The 19,647-nt window shown below is 65.5% G+C and carries 20 protein-coding genes; 12 read left to right on the forward strand and 8 right to left on the reverse strand.

Translation table 11 applies throughout. The annotated features are described in order from the left end of the window. Nucleotides 1-98: 98 nt before the first annotated feature. Together GGD65_RS10175 and GGD65_RS10180 are read left to right on the forward strand one after the other, a co-directional pair. Nucleotides 99-617 carry a septal ring lytic transglycosylase RlpA family protein gene (locus GGD65_RS10175; protein ID WP_183235183.1) on the forward strand — a complete coding sequence of 173 codons (519 nt, stop codon included), beginning with the start codon at nt 99-101 and terminating at the stop codon, nt 615-617. A gap of 115 nt (nt 618-732) precedes the next feature. Next, nucleotides 733-888, forward strand: a complete 156-nt coding sequence (locus tag GGD65_RS10180; RefSeq protein WP_018319756.1) for a hypothetical protein — start codon at nt 733-735, stop codon at nt 886-888. On the opposite strand, the gene GGD65_RS10185 is transcribed toward GGD65_RS10180, so the two are convergent. The 3 genes from GGD65_RS10185 to GGD65_RS10195 all read right to left on the reverse strand — a co-directional run bounded on the left by GGD65_RS10185 (nt 860) and on the right by GGD65_RS10195 (nt 4,382). Next, nucleotides 860-1,204, reverse strand: coding sequence for a hypothetical protein (locus GGD65_RS10185; RefSeq protein ID WP_179736052.1), 345 nt, complete (start codon nt 1,202-1,204; stop codon nt 860-862). The genes GGD65_RS10180 and GGD65_RS10185 overlap by 29 nt on opposite strands. Nucleotides 1,205-1,290: 86 nt before the next feature. Continuing rightward, nucleotides 1,291-1,563, reverse strand: a complete 273-nt coding sequence (locus tag GGD65_RS10190) for a hypothetical protein (RefSeq protein ID WP_179736050.1) — start codon at nt 1,561-1,563, stop codon at nt 1,291-1,293. Between the two features lie 131 nt (nt 1,564-1,694). Then, nucleotides 1,695-4,382, reverse strand: coding sequence for an alpha/beta hydrolase fold domain-containing protein (locus tag GGD65_RS10195; protein WP_183235184.1), 2,688 nt, complete (start codon nt 4,380-4,382; stop codon nt 1,695-1,697). A gap of 190 nt (nt 4,383-4,572) precedes the next feature. On the opposite strand from GGD65_RS10195, the gene GGD65_RS10200 reads away from it, so the two are divergent. Both GGD65_RS10200 and GGD65_RS10205 read left to right on the forward strand, forming a co-directional pair. Then, a complete protein-coding gene (locus GGD65_RS10200; RefSeq protein WP_183235185.1) occupies nt 4,573-4,821 on the forward strand; it encodes a hypothetical protein in 249 nt (82 codons plus the stop codon). An 81-nt stretch (nt 4,822-4,902) separates the two neighbouring features. Next, nucleotides 4,903-6,393 (forward strand): carboxylesterase/lipase family protein, encoded by a 1,491-nt coding sequence (locus GGD65_RS10205; RefSeq protein ID WP_183235186.1) that lies wholly within the window; start codon nt 4,903-4,905, stop codon nt 6,391-6,393. 21 nt (nt 6,394-6,414) lie between these two features. Here the strand turns inward: GGD65_RS10205 and GGD65_RS10210 are convergent, their stop codons facing one another. Next, the gene (locus tag GGD65_RS10210; protein WP_018319760.1) at nt 6,415-6,594 is read right to left on the reverse strand and encodes a hypothetical protein; all 180 of its coding nucleotides are present in this window, start codon (nt 6,592-6,594) and stop codon (nt 6,415-6,417) included. A 149-nt stretch (nt 6,595-6,743) separates the two neighbouring features. Here GGD65_RS10210 and GGD65_RS10215 point away from each other — a divergent pair, with 149 nt between their 5' ends. Beyond that, the gene (locus GGD65_RS10215; protein WP_018319761.1) at nt 6,744-7,538 is read left to right on the forward strand and encodes a class III extradiol ring-cleavage dioxygenase; all 795 of its coding nucleotides are present in this window, start codon (nt 6,744-6,746) and stop codon (nt 7,536-7,538) included. Nucleotides 7,539-7,656: 118 nt separating this feature from the next. Here the strand turns inward: GGD65_RS10215 and GGD65_RS10220 are convergent, their stop codons facing one another. The 3 genes from GGD65_RS10220 to glgC are packed head-to-tail and all read right to left on the reverse strand — an operon-like array spanning nt 7,657 to nt 10,669. Then, the gene (locus GGD65_RS10220; RefSeq protein ID WP_183235187.1) at nt 7,657-7,917 is read right to left on the reverse strand and encodes a SemiSWEET transporter; all 261 of its coding nucleotides are present in this window, start codon (nt 7,915-7,917) and stop codon (nt 7,657-7,659) included. A gap of 38 nt (nt 7,918-7,955) precedes the next feature. Then, nucleotides 7,956-9,410, reverse strand: coding sequence for a glycogen synthase GlgA (gene glgA / locus GGD65_RS10225; RefSeq protein WP_183235188.1), 1,455 nt, complete (start codon nt 9,408-9,410; stop codon nt 7,956-7,958). Then, complete coding sequence (gene glgC / locus GGD65_RS10230; protein WP_018319764.1) at nt 9,407-10,669, reverse strand: glucose-1-phosphate adenylyltransferase; 1,263 nt, start codon at nt 10,667-10,669, stop codon at nt 9,407-9,409. Before glgC ends, glgA begins: the two co-directional genes overlap by 4 nt. 378 nt (nt 10,670-11,047) lie before the next feature. Between glgC and GGD65_RS10235 the strand changes: the two genes are divergently transcribed. After that, complete coding sequence (locus GGD65_RS10235) at nt 11,048-11,488, forward strand: hypothetical protein (RefSeq protein WP_183235189.1); 441 nt, start codon at nt 11,048-11,050, stop codon at nt 11,486-11,488. Nucleotides 11,489-11,834: 346 nt separating this feature from the next. Here GGD65_RS10235 and GGD65_RS10240 read toward each other — a convergent pair whose 3' ends face one another. Next, complete coding sequence (locus GGD65_RS10240) at nt 11,835-12,815, reverse strand: ABC transporter substrate-binding protein (protein ID WP_183235190.1); 981 nt, start codon at nt 12,813-12,815, stop codon at nt 11,835-11,837. Nucleotides 12,816-13,303: 488 nt separating this feature from the next. On the opposite strand from GGD65_RS10240, the gene GGD65_RS10245 reads away from it, so the two are divergent. From GGD65_RS10245 to GGD65_RS10270, 6 genes are all read left to right on the forward strand, one after another. Next, nucleotides 13,304-14,404: an ABC transporter substrate-binding protein gene (locus GGD65_RS10245; protein ID WP_183235191.1), complete on the forward strand. Its 1,101-nt coding sequence runs from the start codon at nt 13,304-13,306 to the stop codon at nt 14,402-14,404. Further along, a complete protein-coding gene (locus GGD65_RS10250; protein ID WP_183235192.1) occupies nt 14,382-15,404 on the forward strand; it encodes an ABC transporter permease in 1,023 nt (340 codons plus the stop codon). Before GGD65_RS10245 ends, GGD65_RS10250 begins: the two co-directional genes overlap by 23 nt. Then, nucleotides 15,398-16,192 carry an ABC transporter ATP-binding protein gene (locus GGD65_RS10255; protein WP_183235193.1) on the forward strand — a complete coding sequence of 265 codons (795 nt, stop codon included), beginning with the start codon at nt 15,398-15,400 and terminating at the stop codon, nt 16,190-16,192. The genes GGD65_RS10250 and GGD65_RS10255 overlap by 7 nt, the downstream gene beginning before the upstream one ends. Continuing rightward, nucleotides 16,186-17,358, forward strand: a complete 1,173-nt coding sequence (locus tag GGD65_RS10260) for an acyl-CoA dehydrogenase family protein (protein WP_183235194.1) — start codon at nt 16,186-16,188, stop codon at nt 17,356-17,358. The genes GGD65_RS10255 and GGD65_RS10260 overlap by 7 nt, the downstream gene beginning before the upstream one ends. A 22-nt stretch (nt 17,359-17,380) precedes the next feature. Beyond that, the gene (locus GGD65_RS10265) at nt 17,381-18,481 is read left to right on the forward strand and encodes an LLM class flavin-dependent oxidoreductase (protein ID WP_183235195.1); all 1,101 of its coding nucleotides are present in this window, start codon (nt 17,381-17,383) and stop codon (nt 18,479-18,481) included. A 254-nt stretch (nt 18,482-18,735) separates the two neighbouring features. Next, a complete protein-coding gene (locus tag GGD65_RS10270) occupies nt 18,736-19,581 on the forward strand; it encodes a CmcJ/NvfI family oxidoreductase (protein WP_183235196.1) in 846 nt (281 codons plus the stop codon). Nucleotides 19,582-19,647 lie beyond the last annotated feature (66 nt).

Genomic DNA, 19,647 nt, shown 5'->3' on the forward strand with positions numbered 1-19,647 from the left:
GCTGACGCGAAACGGCGGCGGCCCCAGGCCCGCTTTTGTTCCGACAAGGTTCTGCCCTCATTGCCCACCGAAATTCCGGGCAGTTCGGAGGGCGCATCATGTCTTGCATTGCACGTGCCGAAACTGCCCGGATTTCGCTGGCAACCTCGAGCCGGCTGCTGCTGGCCATCGTCGGGGCAGCCTCGCTCGCCGCCTGCGCGCAATCGCCGGTCGGCCGTCAGAAGGCCGATCTCGGGGGCACCGGCCGGCAGGCCGCGATCGAGCGGCCGCACCGGGTGGCGGCGCTGCATCCAAGGCCGATCAGCAGGGCGCGCATTCCCAATGGCGATGCAAAGCAAGCGACCTCACACGGCGTTGCCAGCTTCTATTCGGATACGGAGACTGCGAGCGGCGAGAAGTTCGACAAGAACGAATTGACCGCGGCCCATCCGACCCTGCCATTCGGCACCAAGCTGCGCGTCACCGACGTTTCCTCCGGCCGCTTCGTGACCGTCAGGGTCAACGATCGCGGTCCCTATATCCGCGGACGCGTCGTCGACGTCTCGCCTTCCGCGGCCGAGGCGCTCGGCATGGTCGACAGGGGCATCACCAATGTCCGGCTCGACGTCGTGCAATGAGGCCCGGCCCGTCGAGATCGACCCGCGCACTTAACCGGCTGTTAGCTGCTCTGTCGCACCATGGCTGTCCAACAAGTCGAGGCTCCAGGTTCGGGGTCTTCTGGGGAGGCGGCGCTTGAACACGATCCAGTATCTCGAAGATCAGGCTGCGCGCGCCGAGCGGCTCGCCAAACGGATCACGGATACGCTGACGATCGAAAGGCTCCTGACCTTCGCGGGCGAGCGTCGCCGCGAGATCGAAGTCATCGCCGGCAAGCATCGCCGCGCTTAACTCCCGCATTCATGCTATGGCTCTCGACGAAGTCGCTGAGATAGTCGGGCAGCTCTATGCCATAGATGTCGCAGCGCGCCTTTATCGCGCCGGCGACATCGGTCGAGATGTCCTTCATCCAATGTTCGAGCGTGTTGAACGAAATCACCTTGATGGGGTCGTTGAAGCAACCGGCGACGAACTCGCCGATCGTGGCTTCGAGATCGCTCCGCTCGATGCGAATCTCCGTCGCCTGGTCGAGGCGATCGATCACCACGAACAGGGTCTTGTCTGCGCCATAGGGCACGACCGGGGGTAGTACGCCAGTTGCAAGCATGTGAGGCACTCACGCCTTGACTTCCGATTTCCACCAACGGGAAAAACCGGCAGAAGGTTCCTAACGCGCCTGCATGTGAAGCGCCGTCAGAGAAATTCTCTCCAGCGCGAGAGTTCGATAACGTGTTCGGGCGAGAGGATGCCGGTCACGAGCGGCGGCTGCGCCGCTGTCCGGATCTCATAGAGATGCCGGGTCGTCGCCGGCTTCCCCATGAACGCCGAGATGCACTCGTCGAGCGTGCCTTCCCTTATCGGGTATGATTCCCGGTCCGGCCGGCGCTGGTTTGCCAGCGATGGCCATTTATGCAGGGCCGCCAGCGCATCGAAATCGACCTTTGAAGCCGCAACCACGTCCCCCATCGTCCCACCTCACGCAAAAACACCCCAGCACGCGGATTTGCGTGCCGGGGCCCATACCTGTCGCTGCATCTCAATGCCACACGCACTTAACGGGGCAGCGGGGAAAAGGTTCCCGGCCGCTCCGTTTCCGCTCAACTCGCGGCCGCCGCGATTTTGTGCCCTGGGCTGGCGTTGCCGTGATTGTCCTCGTCACCGCGGCCGATCTCCGGCGGCAGCCCGGCGAAGCGTCGCAAGGCTTCCGCCATTTGCACGCGGCCCGGCACGCCCGTGATCACCACATCGACCATTGTGAAGGACGAGTGGAAATGGCCGTGCGCCCTGAGCTGCTCGACCGGGACGCCTGCGGCCGCCATCGCTTCGGCATAAGCGATGCCTTCGTCGCGCAAGGGATCGAACTCGCAGGTCGCCACGAAGGCCGGCGGCAGCCTTTCGACCTTGCCGCGGAGCGGCGAGGCGCGCGGATCGGTGCGGTCCGCCGGCGAGCAGTAGAGGTCCCAGAACCAGTACATCAGCGATCGCGTCAGGAAGTAGCCGGTCGCATTGTCGTTATAGGACGGGCGATCGAAGGTGCAGTCGGTGGCCGGGCAGATCAGGAGCTGGCCAGCGATCTCCGGCCCGCCGCGGTCGCGCGCGAGCTGGCAGGTGACGGCGGCGATGTTGCCGCCGGCGCTCCAGCCCGCCACCATTACCGGGCCAGGCTTGCCGCCGAGTTCAGTGGCGTGTTCGGCGATCCAGCGCGTGGCCGCATAGCCGTCTTCGGCAGCGGTCGGGAAGCGATGCTCGGGGGCGTGGCGATAGCCGACGCTGACGAACATCATGCCGGTCCGCCGCACCATGTCGCGGCAGAATGGCTCGTCCGACTGCTCGTCGCCGAGCACCCAGCCGCCCCCGTGGAAATAGACCACGACCGGATGCGGTCCCGGCGTCGCCGGCTTGTAGACGCGGTAGGGCAGCGCGCCGCCCGTGACGGGCAGGGTGCCGTCGACGATCTCTCCGACCGGCCGTCCGGCGGGCCGGCCCTTGTTGAACTCGTTCACGAACTCGCGCGCGCCGATCGCGCCCATCGACTCGATCGGCGGCAGGTTCAGCGACGCGAGCAGGTTCATCACCAGCCGCACGTCGGGCTGCAGCCGCACCACCTCGCCGTCATTGCATTGCTCCGTGCCGCCAGGGCCGGTGAGCCTGAAGCCGAGCATGCCGCGGCTGACCACCTCGTCGCAGATGCTGCGATAGGGGCCAACGCCGCCGGTATAGGGCATAAGGCCCTGCACCTTGCCGGGGACGTTGGCGCCCGTGTACCAGGTGTTGGCGAGCCGATGCAGCGTCAGCATCGAACAGTCGGCCATGTGCCTGTTCCAGCCGGCCTGCGCCGTCTCGGTCGGCTCAATCGTGGTGAAGCCGGCGTCGCGCAATGCGGCCAGTCGGTCGACCACCCAGTCGACATGCTGCTCGATCGACACCGCCATGTTCGACAGCACCGACGGGCTTCCCGGCCCGGTGATCATGAAGAAGTTGGGAAAGCCTTCGACCGTGAGCCCGAGATAGGTCTGCGGCCCCAGCGCCCAGACATCGGTCAGCGACTTGCCGCCGCGCCCGGTGATCGGATGCACGGCGCGGATCGCGCCGGTCATGGCGTCGAAGCCGGTCGCGAACACGATGACGTCGACGTCGAAGCTGCGGCCGTTCGTGGAGATGCAACTTGCCGTGATCGCCTTGATCGGCTCCTGCCGCAGATTGACCAGCGTGACGTTCGGCCGGTTGTAGGTGGCGTAGTAGTTGGTATCGAGGCAGGGACGTTTTGCGCCGAACGGATGGTCGTGCGGCATCAGCGCCGCGGCGGTCTCGGGATCCTTCACGGCCGCCGAGATCTTCTCGCGGATGAGATCGCAGATAAGCTTGTTGCCGTCGACATCGACCGCCTGATCAGCCCAGAGCTGGGTCAGGATATAGACCAGATCGCCCTTGCCCCAGGCTTCCTCGAAGCGCGCCCGGCGCTCGGTGTCGCTCAATTGCCAGCTCACCGCCATCTGCTGCGGATAGGGCACGCCCGCCATCGACTGGCGCGCCTGCTCACGATAGGCGGCGCGATCGCCCTGCAAAAGGCTCATGCGGTCCGATGGGGCCGGGCCATTATGCGCAGGCAGTGCGAAGTTCGGCGTGCGTTGGAACACGGTCAGATGCGCGGCCTGCTCGGCGATCAGCGGGATCGACTGGATCGCCGACGAGCCGGTGCCGATCACGGCGACGCGTTTTCCTGCGAGATTGACGCCGCCATGCGGCCAGCGTCCGGTGAAATAGACCTCGCCTTTGAAATCCTTGACGCCGTCGATCTCCGGCGGCTTCGGCGCCGAGAGGCAGCCGGTGGCCATGATGTAATGGCGGCAGGAGACCGGTGGGCCATTGTCGGTGGTGAGCTGCCAGCGCTCGGCCTTCTCGTCCCATTTGGCTTCGGTGACCTTGGTCCTGAAGCGGATGTCGCCCCTGAGGTCGTAACGGTCGGCGACGAAGCCGAGATAGCGCAGGATTTCGGGCTGGGTCGCGTATTTCTCCGACCAGGTCCAGGCCGTCTCGAGCTCGGGATCGAAGGTGTAGCTGTAGTCGATGGTCTGGATGTCGCAGCGCGCGCCCGGATAGCGGTTCCAGTACCAGGTGCCGCCGACGTCGCCGGCCTCTTCGAGCCCGACCGCCTTGAAGCCGGCCTTGCGCAGGCGATGAAGCAGATAGAGGCCGGCAAAGCCGGCGCCGACCACGGCGACATCGACCTGCTGAGCGGTTCCGCGCTCATCGGAGGCACGTGTGGCAACCATCGCGTCAGGCATGGCATCCTCCCGTATGTTTTGTTTTGCCGGCAAGGCTATCGCCACATGCACGGCTTGTCATCACGGCATGTGCAATCTTGGGTAGGCGTTTGCGGCGTCATCGTGGCCGCGTGAATGTTGCGGCACTACACGCACCGCGATGCACAATGGCCGTGATTACCCGGGCTAATCATGCCCGATCCGCCTCTGTATGCTTGCGGTTACAAGCCACGCGTACCGGCCGGGCGTCATGACAGAGTTGAGTGAGCGGACCAAAGCGAACATGGACGTCGTCCTGGAGCAGACGTGCCGGCAATTGCCGCATGGCGGCGATCACGACAGCCGCAGGTTCATCGCCGAACGCCTGATCGAAGCTGCGCGGGCCGGGCACACCACGCTTGGCGAGCTCGGCATCGTCGCGCGGCACGCGCTGGCGGAGATCCTCGCAAAGCGCGGTTAGTGCGGGCCGGCAGGCTTGCCCCGCCGACGGCGGCGGACGTAACCTGCAGGAAACCGTTCCGCGCATCGAGATGCACCGAAGATGCGATCCCTGCTCGCGCTTCTTGCGGCCTCCATTGTCCTGTGTTGCGCCGACCCGGCCGTGGCGCAGCCGGTCGGACAATTTCCATTCGCGCTGACGCGTGAAGGACAGATGCTCGGCGCCGTCGAAGGCGAGGTGGCCTCGTTCAAGGGACTGGCCTACGCCGCGCCGCCGGTCGGCGCGCTGCGTTGGCGCCCGCCGCAGCCGACGCCCGAAAGTTCGGAGATGCACACCGCCTACGATTACGGCGCGCCGTGCCTTCAGCCGTCCTTGCCTGATGCGAGCGAGGATTGCCTGACGCTGAACGTGTTTCGTCCCTTCGGGGTCGACGGCCCGCTGCCGGTGATGATGTTCATCCATGGCGGCGGATTCATCAGCGGCACCGCGAATGAGCGGCTGTTCGACGGTGCCAGGCTGGCGCAGGCCGGCCTCATCGTGGTCACCGCAAATTATCGCCTCGGCGCGCTCGGCTGGCTCGCTGATCCCGCGTTGGCGGACGGCGGCTCCGGCAATTACGGCCTGATGGACCAGATCGCCGCGCTGCGTTGGGTTCATGACAACATCGCGGCCTTCGGCGGTGATCCGCACAACGTCACCTTGTTTGGCAGCGACGCGGGCGCGACATCGATCGCGCTTCTGATGCTGGCCGCGCAGTCGCGCGATTTGTTCCAGAAGGCCATTCTGCAATCGGTGCCCGGTCGCGCGCCTCTGCGCTCGGTGCAGGACGCGCAGGCGACCGGCCGGCAGTTCGTGGCGGCGCTCGGACCGCAGGCGGATTTGCGCGCCGCCGAACCGCGCCGCCTGCTTGCCGCCGAAAGCCGTCTGCTGGAGCAATCGCGGTATGCCTTCGCGCCAATGATGGATGGAAGTCTGGTGACCGAGGATATCGCTGCCGGCTTTGCGGCCGGACATCAAAGCCGCACTCCTCTGATGATCGGCTCGAACGACGACGAGACGGGTTTCGACGGCGAGTTCGATACCAGGGAGGAGCTTGCAGCGTCAGGCCTCACAAGCGATGAACTGCGCAAGCTCTATCCCGATCTCGCCAAGCCTTCTCTCGACAGGCCTTCTCTCGCCAAGCCTTCGGATATTGCGGCAAGATTTTACACCGACAAAGTTTTTTCCGAGCCCTCAAGGCTGCTGGCGCGCCTGCATGCCGCAAGCGGCGCAGCGACCTTTCGCTATCGCTTCGCTTACGTGCCCGAGGCGCGCCGCGCCAATCCTGGGGCTGGGCACGGGCGCGAGTTGCAGTTCATCTTCGGTGCAGAAGGCGTGCCGGGAGCGGGCATCTTCTCGCGAGCTGATCGCGAGGTCGCAAGCCGCATGCGGTCCTATTGGATCAACTTCGCCAGGAGCGGCGATCCCAACGGTCCCGGTCTGCCGCATTGGGACGCAGCCGCAGGGAGCGATCGCCTGCTGCTGATTACCAACGAGCACATCGCGAGCGGCGACGATCCCTTGGCGGAGCGTCTCGACCGGCTCGCGCGCTAGCGCCGACAAAAATGGTTGGACTTAAGCCGCGAGCTCGACGCGGGGCGCCGGCGTCAGCCGGCCTTCCTCCAGATAGTCCATCGCGCCGTCCTTCTCGACGGCGTAGAACTGCTGGCCGTCCCGCGACTTGAAGGCGGCGCGAACGATGCCGCGGCGGCCCTTGTCACTGTTGACGACGTCCCCCAGCGCAAACTTCTTCATCTCACGTCTCACTTGTCTTCAGGCCGACTGCTTCGGCCACGCCGGGGATTTTGGGCGGCAAATCGTTAACGACTTGCTAACCATGCCGCTTTGCCTATGCTCGCCGCCGGACGCGCGGGCACGCGCAGAGTGCCGATGAGACGAGCCCCATGACGCGATTTCCGACCCTGTTCCTGTCGCACGGCGGCGGCCCCTGGCCCTTCATGGAGGACCGGCGGGTGCAATATGCCAGGACCGCCGAAGAGTTCGGCCGGTTGCCGCAGCTTCTCCCGGAGCGGCCGAAGGCCGTGCTCGTCATCACCGGCCATTGGGAGGCCGATGCCTTCACCGTCTCGACCTCGGCGCAGCCGCCGATGGTGTACGACTATTACGGTTTCCCCGAGCATACCTATCATCTCAAATATCCGGCGCCGGGCCGGCCCGAACTGGCGACCGAGGTGAAGGCGCTGCTCACGCGCGCGGGCCTCGAATGCCGGGAAGATCCCAACCAGGGTTTTGATCACGGCACCTTCGTGCCGCTCGGCCTGATGTATCCGAACGCCGACATGCCGATCGTGCTGCTGTCGCTGAAGTCTGCTTACGATGCGGCCGAGCACGTCAAGGTCGGCGAGGCGATTGCCCCGCTCCGCGATCAAGGCATCCTGATCGTCGGCAGCGGGCTGACCTATCACAACATGCGCGGCTTCAACCGGCCGGAGTCCAAGCCGGTCTCGTATGACTTCGAGGCCTATCTGAACGAGGCGATCAGCAACCCGGATCCGGCTCGCCGCAACGCGATGCTGGTCGATTGGGAGAACGCACCGAGCGCGCGCCTGGCGCATCCGCGCGAGGACCATCTGCTGCCGCTGATGGTGGCTGCCGGCGCCGCCGGCAGCGATATCGGCAAGCGCGTCTTCGTCGACGAGGTCGCGAGTGTGGCGATGGCGTCGTATGTGTTTGGGTGATTCCGTAGGGCGGATTAGCGAAGCGTAATCCGCCGTCGTGCGGCAAGGTGGCGGATTACGCCCGCGGACTGCGCTTCGCGCAGCCGGGGGCTAATCCGCCCTACGGCATCCCGCGACCTCACCCGTATTTCAGCTTCATGAACAAAATGCCGCCGGCGAGCAGCATGGTGACGGCGTTCGAGGCAATCAGCGGCCCATCGCCGGAGAGCAGGCCATAGATCAGCCAGAGCAGAAGGCCGAGCACCATCACAAGAAACATGCCGAGCGAGATGTCTCCGGTGGAGCGCGTCTTCCACACCTTGATGGCTTGCGGCGCATAGGCCACGGTGGTGCAGGTGGCGGCGGCAAAGCCGATCAGCTTGATCACGAACGGGTCCATGCCGGCTCTATAGCATGGATTCGACGACGGTCATCGCCTCAGGCACGCTCCGTCATGAGCCCGCGATACAGCGCGGCATAGTCGCCGGCGCGGTTGCGCCAGGAGACGTCGGTCGCAAGGCCGTTTCGTTGCAGCCGGCGCCAGGTCTGCTTGTCGTGGAAGGCGGTGTTGGCCTTGCGCAGCGTGCCGGCGAGGGCAGCCGCCGTCACGGGTGCGAACTTGAAACCGGTGGCATCGCGGTCGGCGGCGTCGGCTTCGCTGATGTCGACGATGGTGTCCTCGAGCCCGCCGACGCGTGAGACGATCGGAACGGCGCCATAGCGCAGCGCGCAGAGCTGGGTCAGGCCGCACGGCTCGAAGCGTGACGGCACGATCAGCGCGTCCGATCCGGCCTGGAGCAGGTGCGCCAAAATCTCGTCATAGCCGATCACGACGCCGATCAGGCCGGGATTGGCGCGGGCGGCGGCCTGATAGCGATCCTGGAGATCGCGGTCGCCGCTGCCGAGTAGCGCGAGCTGCATGCCTTCGGCCAGAATGGTCGGAATGGCCTCGAGCAGCAGATCGAGCCCCTTCTGCCAGGACAGCCGGCTAATGACGCCGAGCAGCGGCGCCTCGTCGGAGGAATCGAGATTGAACTGCTGCTGGAGCACCGCCTTGTTTGCCGCCCGGAAGGTCAGGTCCTCGGCGCCGTAGCGGTAGGCGATGTGCGCATCGTCCTGCGGATTCCACACCGAGATGTCGATGCCGTTGAGGATGCCGCTCAGCACGTTCGCGCGTGCGCGCAATAGGCCACCGAATCCCATGCCGCCTTCGTCGCTCTGGATCTCCTGTGCGTAGGTCGGCGACACCGTCGTGATCCGATCGGCGAATTGCAGGCCTGCCTTCAAGAAGCTGATGCCGCCGAAATATTCGATCTCGTTGACGTTGAACGCGTGCCAGGGCAGCCCGATCGCACCGATCAGCTCAGGAGCGAACTTGCCCTGATAGGCCATGTTGTGGATGGTCATCACGGTGCCGGGCCGCGGGCGATTGTCATAGTGCAGATAGGCGGGCGCGAGCCCGGCCTGCCAATCATGGGCGTGCACGACATCGGGAACGAAGGCGGGGACGAGGCCGTGGCCGATATCGGCGGCGATGCGCGACAGCGCCGCGAAGCGCACGCCATTGTCCGGCCAGTCGACACCCTCGGTGGTGACATAGGGATTGCCCGGCCGCGCATAGAGATGCGGCACGTCGAGCACGAACAGGTCGAGCCCGTCATGGGAGCCCGCGAGCAGCCGGCCCGGCCCGCCGAAATAATCCGGCCAGCTCCGGATCTCCTCTGCGTTCGATACGATCCGCGTCACGTCGGGATAGCCCGGCATCAAGGTGCGCATCTCGACGCCATGCGCCTTCAGCGCGATCGGCAGCGCGCCGGCGACATCCGCGAGGCCGCCGGTCTTGACGATGGGGTAGACTTCAGAAGCGACCGCGAGGACGCGAACAGGCCTCATGTATTGAGCCTGTCGATCATCGGCTGGGTGACGAGCGAAATCCCCTGCTCGGTGGTGCGGAAGCGCTTGGCATCGAACGCGGGATCCTCGCCGATCACGAGTCCTTCCGGAATCTCGACGCCGCGGTCGATCACGACGTTCTTCAGCCGCGCGCCGCGGCCGACATTGACATAGGGCATGATCACGGCGTTCTCGACATTGGCATAGGAGTTGATGCGCACGCCGGTGAACAGCAGCGAGCGGCGCAGCGAGGCGCCGGAGATGATGCAGCCGCCCGAGACCAGCGAGCTCACGGCCTGGCCGCGCCGGCTCTCCTCGTCATGGACGAATTTCGCCGGCGGCGTGATCTCCGCATAGGACCAGATCGGCCAGGAGCTGTCGAACAGGTCGAGCTCGGGCACGACGTCGGTGAGGTCGATATTGGCAGCCCAATAGGCATCGACCGTGCCGACGTCGCGCCAATAGGCGCGGGGGTCGCTGCCGGAACGCACGCAGGAGGTGGAATATTGGTGCGCCATCGCGCGGCCGTTCTTGACGAGGTAGGGAATGATGTCCTTGCCGAAATCGTGGTTCGAGTTCGGGTCATCGGCGTCGCGCTTGAGCTCCTCGAACAGGAACTTGGCGTCGAACACGTAGATGCCCATGCTGGCGAGCGAGACGTCCGGCTTGCCCGGCATCGGCGGCGGATCCTTCGGCTTCTCCAGGAACTCCTGAATCCAGCCGTTCTCGTCGATATGCATGATGCCGAAGCCCGAGGATTCCGTCCGCGGCATCTCCAGGCAACCGACGGTGACGTCGGCGCCGCTGTCGACGTGCTGGCGCAGCATCACCTCGTAATCCATTTTATAGATGTGATCGCCCGCCAGCACCACGATGAAGCGGCAGGCGTGGGATTCGATGATGTCGATGTTCTGGTAGACCGCATCCGCCGTGCCGACATACCACATGTTCTCGGAGACGCGCTGGCTCGCGGGGAGGATGTCGAAGCTCTCGTTTCGCTCAGGGCGGAAGAAGTTCCAACCCATCTGAAGATGCCGGATCAGGCTGTGCGCCTTGTACTGGGTTGCGACCGCGATGCGGCGGATGCCCGAATTGACGGCATTCGACAGCGCGAAATCGATGATGCGGGACTTGCCGCCGAAATAGACGGCTGGCTTGGCGCGGCGGTCGGTCAGCTCCAGGAGCCGGCTGCCACGTCCGCCAGCCAGGACGAACGCCAGCGCCTGACGGGCAAGCGGCTCGGGTCTCGCGGCACTCATGTCATTCCTCCCACTCACACCCGGCGCAGGCCGAGGCTATTTGTCGCGAGAAGCCTCGCGCCATTGGAACCGATAGTAGCGGTACGAATAGTCAATCGTGAAGTAGGTTGTTGGTTGCGCGGGCGAGAAGCTTAATGCTTTGCCTTGGCCGCGGGGCTCCGGCATTGCACCGGTGTCACGTCGGGCAGAGCGGGCGCGTTGGTCCGCCTCGCATGCCGGCAGCCGGCTCGCAGCGAGGCTTGGACGGGACTTGGACGAGGCTTGTGCGCCGCACGCAAATCCGGGCTTGGAAAATCCGGGCTTTGACTTGGCGCAAAGATGCCCGATCATGTCGCTGCGATCCTTTTCCAAGCAAGACGTTAGACAGGGAGCAAGTCGATGAGGATCTGGAAAACGGCAATTGCCTGTTCGGTCGCCGGTGTGGTTATCGCCGGTCAAATTCAACAGGCGGCAGCGGCCCCGCTGCCGACCAACGTCGCGGCCATGAAGGCCGCGGTCGGTGACGATGTCGCGCAAGTGCATTGGCGCGGCGGCGGGTGGGGTTGGGGCCTTGGCGGTCTCGCGGCCGGAGCGATCATCGGCGGCGCGATCGCGGCCGGCGCGCCTTACGGCTACGGCTATTACGGCGGCGGACCGTATTATGGCGGCTATGGCTATCCGGGTTACGGCTACGGTTATGCCCCCGCCTATTACGGCGGCTACGGCTACGCGCCGGTGTATCCGCGCTATTATCGGCCCTATCGTCCGTATTACGGCTATGGCTACGGCTACCGGCCGTACCGGGTCTATCACCGGCACTATTATCGCCGATATTGGTGAGAACCGCGCGCGGCTAGAACGAGAACCACACGATCAGGCTCATGCAGGCCAATTGCGTGAGCACGATCGCGGCGAGATGCAGCGGACCGGCCTTGAGGCGAGGCCTGCGCATCCCGCTACGTTCCACCTTGTTGGGTTTGCCTATTGCCGCGAACACGGCGCGCTCCCTCTCCCGCTTGCGGGGGAGGGCTGGGGTGGGGGTGTCTCCGCGGGCGACAACCCCCAAGAGGAGAGAGCTCTCACCCGGCGCGCGGGACGATGCTTCGCATCGCCCGGAACGCGCCGACCTCTCCCGCAAGCGGGAGGGGTCGAGCGAGCCCGCGGCTCAGTCCGCAATTCATCTCGCTCAATTCGATCCCGCCGCCGCGGCGGTGAAGCTGCGGTCGACGGCTTTGCTTACGTCGAGCTTCTTGGGCAGGATGCCGTAGCGCGTCGAGCGGTCGGAGGCTTCCTGTACCTCCTTCACCACGTTCTCGTCGATCACGATCGGGCTGGTCCGCTGCGCGGTGTAGGCTGACAGCAGCACGTCTTCCGGCAATTTGGTCAGCTCGGCGGTGTTCCTGGCATATTCGGAAACGTGATCCAGCGACCACAGCCGCGCCTTGTTCAGCCGCTGCACCAGGTCCTGCACCGCCGCGCGCTTGGTGGCGATGGCGTTGTCGGAGGCGACAATGAAGGTGATGGTCGGCGTCAGGCCTTCGCCGTCGGCGATCACGCGAGCCCTGTCCTTCAGCGTGGCGAACGAGACGTAGGGCTCCCACACCGCCCAGGCATCGATCGAGCCGGCGACCAGCGCGATCTTGGCATCGACCGGGCCGAGCGGCGCGAAGGTCGCATCCTCGAGCTTGATCTGTGCCTTCTCCAGCGTCGCGTCGATCAGGAACTGGCCCCAGCCGCCGCGCGTGCCGGCGAGGCGCTTACCCCTGAGGTCGGCGGCCGATTTGATCGGCGAATCCTGACGCACCAGGATGGCTTGCGTCCTCGCATCCGACCTGGTGCCGCCGATCGCCTTGATCGGCGCGCCGGCGGCGTAGACCGAGAGGAAGGAGAGATCGCCGGTGTAGCCGACGTCGAGCGCGCCGGCGTTGAGCGCTTCCAGGATCGGCGCCGCCGCGGGGAATTCCGACCATTCGATTCTGTAGGGCAGGTCCTTCGCGTAGCCGGAGATTTCGAGCAGCGAGCGGTTGCCGCCCTTCTGGTCGCCGACGCGCAGCACGACGGTGTCCGCGGCAAACGACGCGGCAGTCGTCGACAGCGTGATGGCGGCGGCGAACAGCGAAGCGGCGAGCCAGCGGGTGATGGAATGATCGTGGGAGTTGATGCTCATATAGCCTGTCTTGTTGCTTGCTTGTGATTTTGGCTCACGACGCGTGAGCGAGCGATGCAGCGAGACGATCAAGTCTATGACCGCGCGAAGTGCAGTCAATGAAATGGCCAACCGTATTGCGCGCGCATCGGGCAAGGACGTTTCATTGAATCCTTGCGCGCGAGAACACGACGGTCTTGCGAGAGAAGGATGCACGGGATCCAAGCAGATGCGCGCTCGTGGCGATGGTCGGGAGCAACCGCATTCGCGAAAATCGTTTCATCGTTCCCGCGCGCGCCGATGGAGAGAATGACCTCGCTTCGCATCACATTCGAAATTCCATTTCATTGACGATACGGCGAGTGCGCCGCATGATTTGCGCATCGCATCAACGCGGCGCGACAAACGCCGGCGGAATAATTTTCTCTCAACGCAGCTCCGCACGGACCATGTGCAACGTGAAGCGTTGCGCACATGGCGGAGCCGTGCCAGCGCAGGAGTGGGGACTGATGAACAACGACGACAAGCGCGCCGGACGGGGGCTCGACCGGCGCCATCTGCTCCAGGCGGGGCTTGCGGCAGCCTTCGCCGCGCCGCTCGGCGCGCTGGGCGCGCAGGCCTTTGCGCCGCGCGGGATTGCATCCGGCATCGACTTCTCGGAGTTTCCGCTGTGCCGGACGGCGTCCGATGCGCCCGCGCTCACCGGCGCGCCGCGCAAGCTGAAACTGTCGTGGAACGCCGGCGCCGTCTGCCTCGCACCGGTGCCTGTTGCGATCGAGCATGGCTTCTTCCAGAAGCACAATCTCGACGTCGAGCTCGTCAACTATTCCGGCTCGACCGACCAGCTGCTCGAAGCGATCGCGACGGGCAAGAGCGACGCTGGTCTCGGCATGGCGCTGCGTTGGCTCAAGCCGCTGGAGCAGGGCTTTGACGTCAAGATCGCCGCCGGCACCCATGGCGGCTGCATGCGCGTGTTGTCGCGCGCCGACTCCGGCGTCGCCAGGCTCGCCGATCTCAAGGGCAAGATCGTCGCGGTCGGGGATCTCGCCGGTCCCGACAAGAACTTCTTCTCCATTCAGCTTGCCAAGCTCGGTATCGATCCGAACAAGGATGTCGACTGGCGCGCCTATCCCGGCAACCTCCTTAATGTCGCCGTGGAGAAGGGCGAGGTGCAGGCGTTCCTGTCCTCCGATCCGCTGGCCTATCTCTGGCTCAAGGACACCCAGTACAAGGAAGTCGCCTCCAATCTCGACGGCGAATTTCGCGAAAAGAGCTGCTGCATTCTCGGCCTGCGCGGCAGCCTGGTGCGGGAGGAACCGCTGGTCGGGCGCGCCATCACCCAGGCGCTGCTCGATGCCGCGATGTTCAGCTCGCAGAATGCGACGATCGCGGCAAAGTCGTTCCAGCCCTATGCGCCAAAGGCGGCCACGCTCGCCGATATCGAGGGCATGGTACGCTACCATACCCACCATCATCATCCCGTCGGCGACGTGCTGAAGCGCGAGCTCAAGGCCTATGCCGACGATCTCAAGAGCGTGCAGGTCTTCAAGCCGAGCACCGACACGGCCAAATTCGCGGAGCGCATCTATGTCGACGTATTCGCTGTCTGACGGCCTCGCCTCCGGTGCGCCGCGTCTTTCCCGCACGCCGCTGCTGGCGAGCTGGGCGAGGGAATCCGGCGTCGGCGTGCTCGCCAGCATCGCCTGGATCGCCTTCGGCCTGTCCTGCCTGTGGTGGGAGGATGTCGGCGATTGGTCGCGCACGCATTCGCTCGGCATCGCCGCCTTCGTCATCGCGGCGATCGCGCTGTTCGGCACGGTCGGTGCCGATTATCTCGGCTCAGCCGGCAAGGCCCTGCACAAGCGCGCGCCCTGGCTGGTTGCGCTCGGCGTCTTTCTGACGCTGTGGGAGGTCGCGACGGCAAAGTTCGCCTGGCTGCCGCTGCCGTTCTTCCCGCCCCCGCAATCGATCATCGAGGTCTACACCGATGATCTGCCAAAATTGCTCGACAGCGTCTTCGCCTCGGTCAAGCTGCAGCTCGGCGGCTATCTCATCGGCGCCACGGTTGGCTTTTTGACCGGCGTCTCGATCGGCTGGTCACGCGCGGTCGGGTATTGGGTGCATCCGGTGCTGCGCTTCATCGGCCCGCTGCCCGCGACGGCCTGGCTGCCGATCGCCTTCTTCACCTTCCCGTCGAGCTGGAGCGCCTCGACCTTCCTGATCGCGCTGGCAACTGGCTTTCCCGTCACCGTGCTGACCTGGTCGGGCGTCGCGAGCGTCAGCAATGCCTATTACGATGTCGCGCGCACGCTGGGCGCAAAGCCGTCCTTCCTGGTGCTGAAGGTCGCGATCCCCGCCGCGCTGCCGCACGTCTTCGTCGGATTGTTCATGGGGCTCGGCTCGTCGTTTGCCGTGCTCGTCGTCGCCGAGATGATCGGCGTCAAGGCCGGGCTCGGCTGGTACCTGCAATGGGCGCAGGGCTGGGCCGCCTACGCCAACATGTATGCGGCGCTGATCGTGATGTCGCTGCTCTGCTCCGGCGCGATCACGCTGCTGTTTGCGATCCGCGATCGGCTGCTGGTCTGGCAGAAGGGGACCGTGAAATGGTAGCCACAGCTCTCGCCGAAACCGTTACGCATCCCGCCGCCGGCGCCGCGCTCGACATCGAGCAGGTCAGCCACGCTTTCGACATCGACGGCACTGAGCTGCCTGTTCTCAGCGACGTCAGCATTTCCGTGGAGCCAGGCGAGTTCGTCGCGCTGCTCGGCCCCTCCGGTTGCGGCAAGTCGACCTTGCTGCGGCTGGTCGCCGGCCTCGACAAGCCCAAGGCAGGAAGGTTGCGCGAGGACGAGGAGCGCATCAGAAGCCCGCATCCTCGCGTGGTCGTGTTCCAGGATCCGACCCTGTTTCCCTGGCGGTCGGTCTGGGACAACGTCGCCCTGGGCCTCGAGGCCCAGGGCATCCTCAAGAGCCAGCGACACCGCGTCGACGACGCGCTCGATCTCGTCGGACTGGCCTCGTTCCGCAACGCCTTTCCGCACCAGCTCTCCGGCGGCATGGCGCAGCGCGTCGCGCTGGCGCGCGCGCTGGTCAACGATCCCAAGATCCTGATCCTCGACGAGCCGCTCGGCAAGCTCGACTCGCTGACCCGCATCACCATGCAGGCCGAGCTCGTCTCGCTCTGGCAGCGCAAGGGTTTTACCACGCTGCTCGTGACCCACGATGCTGAGGAGGCGTTGGTGCTCGCCAATCGCGTCATCGTCTTCAGCGATCGGCCCGCGCGCGTGAAGGCCGACATCCGCGTCGACCGGCCCTATCCCCGCCATCGCGGCGATCCCTATCTGGCGGACCTGCGCCGCCAGATCCTCGGTCTGCTGGGATTGGACGCGACATGGTGACATCCGCAGCCAAAGGGCGCACGGCCCAGAGCGAGCCCGACTACATCGCGCGAGCCGAAGCACTCGCCGAAGGTTTCGCGGCACGCGCAGCCGAGCATGACCGCAGCGGCAGCTTCCCGTTCGAGAACTTTCGCGAGCTGTCTGAGGCGGGCTTGCTGTCGCTGACCGTGCCGGCGGTCCATGGCGGGGCCGGCGCCGGTGCGCGCTACGCCGCGCGCGTCCTCGGCATCATCGGCAAGGCCGACCCGTCGACCGCGCTGGTGCTGTCGATGCACTACATCAATCATCTCGTCATGGCGCGCAGCCCGACCTGGCCGGCGCGGCTGTCGCGCAAGCTTGCGCGCGAGAGCGTCGAGGGCCTCGCGCTGGTCAACGCGCTGCGGGTCGAGCCGGAGCTCGGCTCACCCGCCCGCGGCGGCCTGCCGTCGACGATCGCGCGGCGTACCGAGACCGGCTGGCGGCTTTCCGGCCACAAGATCTATTCGACAGGCTCGCCGATCCTGAAATGGTACCTGGTCTGGGCGCGGACGGATGAGGCCGAGCCGCGCGTCGGGCCGTTCCTGGTGCCGGCGGGCTTGCCGGGCGCGCGCATCGTCGAGACCTGGGACCATCACGGCCTGCGCGCCAGCGGCAGCCATGACGTCATCTTCGACGACGTCGTGATCCCGCTCGATGCCGAGGTCGATCTGCGCAAGCCGGCGGACTGGCGGACGCTCGACGTCACGCAGGCCGCCGTCCACACGGTCTTCGTCGCCGCGATCTATGACGGCGTCGCCCGCGCCGCGCGCGACTGGTTGATCACGTTCCTGAAGCAGCGCGTTCCCGCCAGCCTCGGCGCGCCGCTCGCGACCTTGGCCCGCGCACAGGAGATCCTCGGCGCCATCGAGGCGCGGCTCGCGGTCAATGCGCGCCTGATCGCCTCCTTCGCCGGCGATTTCGACGACGGTGTCGCGCTCTCTGCGGCCGAATCCAACGTGATCAAGCTCACCGTCACCAACAACGCCGTCGCCGTGGTCGAGGATGCACTGTCACTCACCGGCAATCACGGCCTGTCCCGCGCCAATCCACTGGAGCGGCACTATCGCGACGTCTTGTGCGGTCGGGTGCATACGCCGCAGGACGATTCCACGCGCATCGGCCTCGGCCGTGCCGCACTGGGCCTCTAAGACATCAACACGGAGACGGGACATGTCGATCGAGTTCATCGGCTTCATCAGCAACAACAATTCGTCCGAGACCGTCGTCCGCGAGGGACCGGTCCTCAACCCCACCCACATCGAGACAGTGACGAAGGCGCATGAGAATGCCGGCTTCGACCGCGCGCTGCTGGCGTTTCATTCGACCTCGCCCGACGCGCTCCAGGTTGCCCAGCACGTGCTGGGCGTGACCTCCCGCCTCAACGTGCTGATCGCGCAGCGGCCGGGTTTCACCGCGCCGACGCTGCTGGCGCGGCAGTTCGCGGTGCTCGACCAGTTTTCCCGCGGTCGCGTCGCGCTCCACGTTATCACCGGCGGCAATGCCACCGAGCTCAGGCAGGACGGCAACACGCTCGACGACAAGGACGAGCGCTACGCCCGCACCTCCGAATTCCTCGACATCCTCAAGCTGGAATGGACCAGCGACAAGCCGTTCACCTACAAGGGCAGGTATTACCAGGTCGAGAATGCGTTCTCGCAGGTGAAGCCGTATCGCCCCGAGGGCATCCGGGTCTATTTCGGCGGCGCCTCGGATGCGGCGATCGATGTTGCCGGCAAGCACGCCGACACTTTTGCGCTGTGGGGCGAATCCTACGCGCAGGTGCGCGACGTGACCTCGCGCGTCCACAACGCCGCTATCAGGCAGGGCCGGCCGACGCCGCGCTTCAGCCTCTCGGTGCGTCCGATCATTGCCCCGACCGAGAAGCAGGCCTGGGAAAAAGCGGAGGAGATTCTGGCACGCGCTACCGCGCTGCAGGACAAGACCGGCTATCGTAAGCCCGCCGACGGCCACGCCACTGCCGGCGCGCGGCGCCTGCTCGCGCTCGCCGACCAGGGCAGTCGCATCGACAAGCGGCTCTGGACCGAGATCGCAAAGCTCACCGGCGCCAACAGCAACACCACCGCGCTGGTCGGCACGCCCGAGCAGGTCGCCGAAGTCTTCGGCGATTATTACGATCTCGGCATCAGCCATTTCCTGATCCGCGGATTCGATCCCTTGATCGACGCGATCGAGTATGGCCGCGAGCTGATCCCGCTGACGCGCGAGCTGGTCGCCAGGCGCCAGGCCGTTCGCGGCCAGGCCGCGGAATGATCCGCCGCTCGTGTCCCGGACGCGGTGCAGCGTGCAACGCTGCGTGATGCCCTGCGTCCGGGGCACGAGAACTCACAGGGCGCTCAAGCATCCGTGAAACGAGGGTGCGCCTTCTAACCCGATCGCCATCCTCGACACGTTCGTTCTGCGCTTCAGGCCGCCGACAACATCCCCATTGCTATTTGCACCGCCTCCCTTGCGCCGCTTCGCACCCCGTCAAAAATCAATCCGACGACCACATCGGGAGACCGGCCATGGGCCTGCAAGAAACGAGAATCGAATCGCTTCCCTTCGTCACTGCCGAATTGAACTATCTCGCGCCGACCGCGGGAAAACCGCGCACCTACGCCTTCGATCCGCCGGCCGGAGAGCCCAAGAGCACGTCGCTGCCGGAGCCGCATCAGGTGCCGATCTTCGATGCGCGCCTGATCGCGAACAATTTCTCGCTCGACCGCGAGGGCTTTGCGCTGGTGCGTCATCCGACCCAGGTGAAAGACTTCTACGACGAGGCGGAGGTGAGAGCGCTCTACTATCCCGCCGTCGAGGCGTTCCTGCGCGCGACGCTGAAGGCCGACCGCGTCGTCATCTTCGACCACACCGTGCGCAAGCGCGTCGAAGGCGCGGCCGACATTCGCGGCGGCGGCCCGCGCCAGCCGGCCACGCGCGTCCATGTCGACCAGACCGCCATCTCCGGCGCCAACCGCGTGCGCGAGCATCTGCCTGATGAAGCCGAAGAGCTGCTGAAGGGCCGCGTACAGGTGATCAATCTCTGGCGGCCGATCCGCGGTCCCTTGCGCGATTCACCGCTGGCGATGGCCGACGGCACCACGGTTGCGCCCGGCGATCTCGTGGCGTCCGACCTGATCTATCCCAACCGCCGCGGCGAGACCTATTCGGTGAAATACAATCCTGATCATCGCTGGTTCTATTTTCCGGAGATGACGCCGGACGAGGCGCTGCTGCTCAAATGCTACGATTCCGCCACCGACGGCCGCACCCGCTTCGGGCCGCATACCGCCTTCGTCGATCCGACCACGCCTGACGATGCCGCGCCGCGTGAAAGCATCGAGGTGCGCACGCTGGTTTTTCACAAACAGTAACAATCTTTGATGGCGCTGCCGGGATCCGTCCCGGCAGTTCCAGGAACTGAAGGGAACAAATCGACG

Origin of the sequence: Bradyrhizobium sp. CIR18 (assembly GCF_014198295.1) — a bacterium.
Taxonomy (GTDB): domain Bacteria; phylum Pseudomonadota; class Alphaproteobacteria; order Rhizobiales; family Xanthobacteraceae; genus Bradyrhizobium.

Bases quoted from the DNA above. Each gene is read 5' to 3' on its own strand.
- GGD65_RS10175 (WP_183235183.1), top strand. From the start codon at position 99: ATGTCTTGCATTGCACGTGCCGAAACTGCCCGGATTTCGCTGGCAACC.
- GGD65_RS10185 (WP_179736052.1), bottom strand. From the start codon at position 1,204: ATGCTTGCAACTGGCGTACTACCCCCGGTCGTGCCCTATGGCGCAGAC.
- GGD65_RS10190 (WP_179736050.1), bottom strand. From the start codon at position 1,563: ATGGGGGACGTGGTTGCGGCTTCAAAGGTCGATTTCGATGCGCTGGCG.
- GGD65_RS10195 (WP_183235184.1), bottom strand. From the start codon at position 4,382: ATGCCTGACGCGATGGTTGCCACACGTGCCTCCGATGAGCGCGGAACC.
- GGD65_RS10200 (WP_183235185.1), top strand. From the start codon at position 4,573: ATGCTTGCGGTTACAAGCCACGCGTACCGGCCGGGCGTCATGACAGAG.
- GGD65_RS10205 (WP_183235186.1), top strand. From the start codon at position 4,903: ATGCGATCCCTGCTCGCGCTTCTTGCGGCCTCCATTGTCCTGTGTTGC.
- GGD65_RS10210 (WP_018319760.1), bottom strand. From the start codon at position 6,594: ATGAAGAAGTTTGCGCTGGGGGACGTCGTCAACAGTGACAAGGGCCGC.
- GGD65_RS10215 (WP_018319761.1), top strand. From the start codon at position 6,744: ATGACGCGATTTCCGACCCTGTTCCTGTCGCACGGCGGCGGCCCCTGG.
- GGD65_RS10220 (WP_183235187.1), bottom strand. From the start codon at position 7,917: ATGGACCCGTTCGTGATCAAGCTGATCGGCTTTGCCGCCGCCACCTGC.
- glgA (WP_183235188.1), bottom strand. From the start codon at position 9,410: ATGAGGCCTGTTCGCGTCCTCGCGGTCGCTTCTGAAGTCTACCCCATC.
- glgC (WP_018319764.1), bottom strand. From the start codon at position 10,669: ATGAGTGCCGCGAGACCCGAGCCGCTTGCCCGTCAGGCGCTGGCGTTC.
- GGD65_RS10235 (WP_183235189.1), top strand. From the start codon at position 11,048: ATGAGGATCTGGAAAACGGCAATTGCCTGTTCGGTCGCCGGTGTGGTT.
- GGD65_RS10240 (WP_183235190.1), bottom strand. From the start codon at position 12,815: ATGAGCATCAACTCCCACGATCATTCCATCACCCGCTGGCTCGCCGCT.
- GGD65_RS10245 (WP_183235191.1), top strand. From the start codon at position 13,304: ATGAACAACGACGACAAGCGCGCCGGACGGGGGCTCGACCGGCGCCAT.
- GGD65_RS10250 (WP_183235192.1), top strand. From the start codon at position 14,382: ATGTCGACGTATTCGCTGTCTGACGGCCTCGCCTCCGGTGCGCCGCGT.
- GGD65_RS10255 (WP_183235193.1), top strand. From the start codon at position 15,398: ATGGTAGCCACAGCTCTCGCCGAAACCGTTACGCATCCCGCCGCCGGC.
- GGD65_RS10260 (WP_183235194.1), top strand. From the start codon at position 16,186: ATGGTGACATCCGCAGCCAAAGGGCGCACGGCCCAGAGCGAGCCCGAC.
- GGD65_RS10265 (WP_183235195.1), top strand. From the start codon at position 17,381: ATGTCGATCGAGTTCATCGGCTTCATCAGCAACAACAATTCGTCCGAG.
- GGD65_RS10270 (WP_183235196.1), top strand. From the start codon at position 18,736: ATGGGCCTGCAAGAAACGAGAATCGAATCGCTTCCCTTCGTCACTGCC.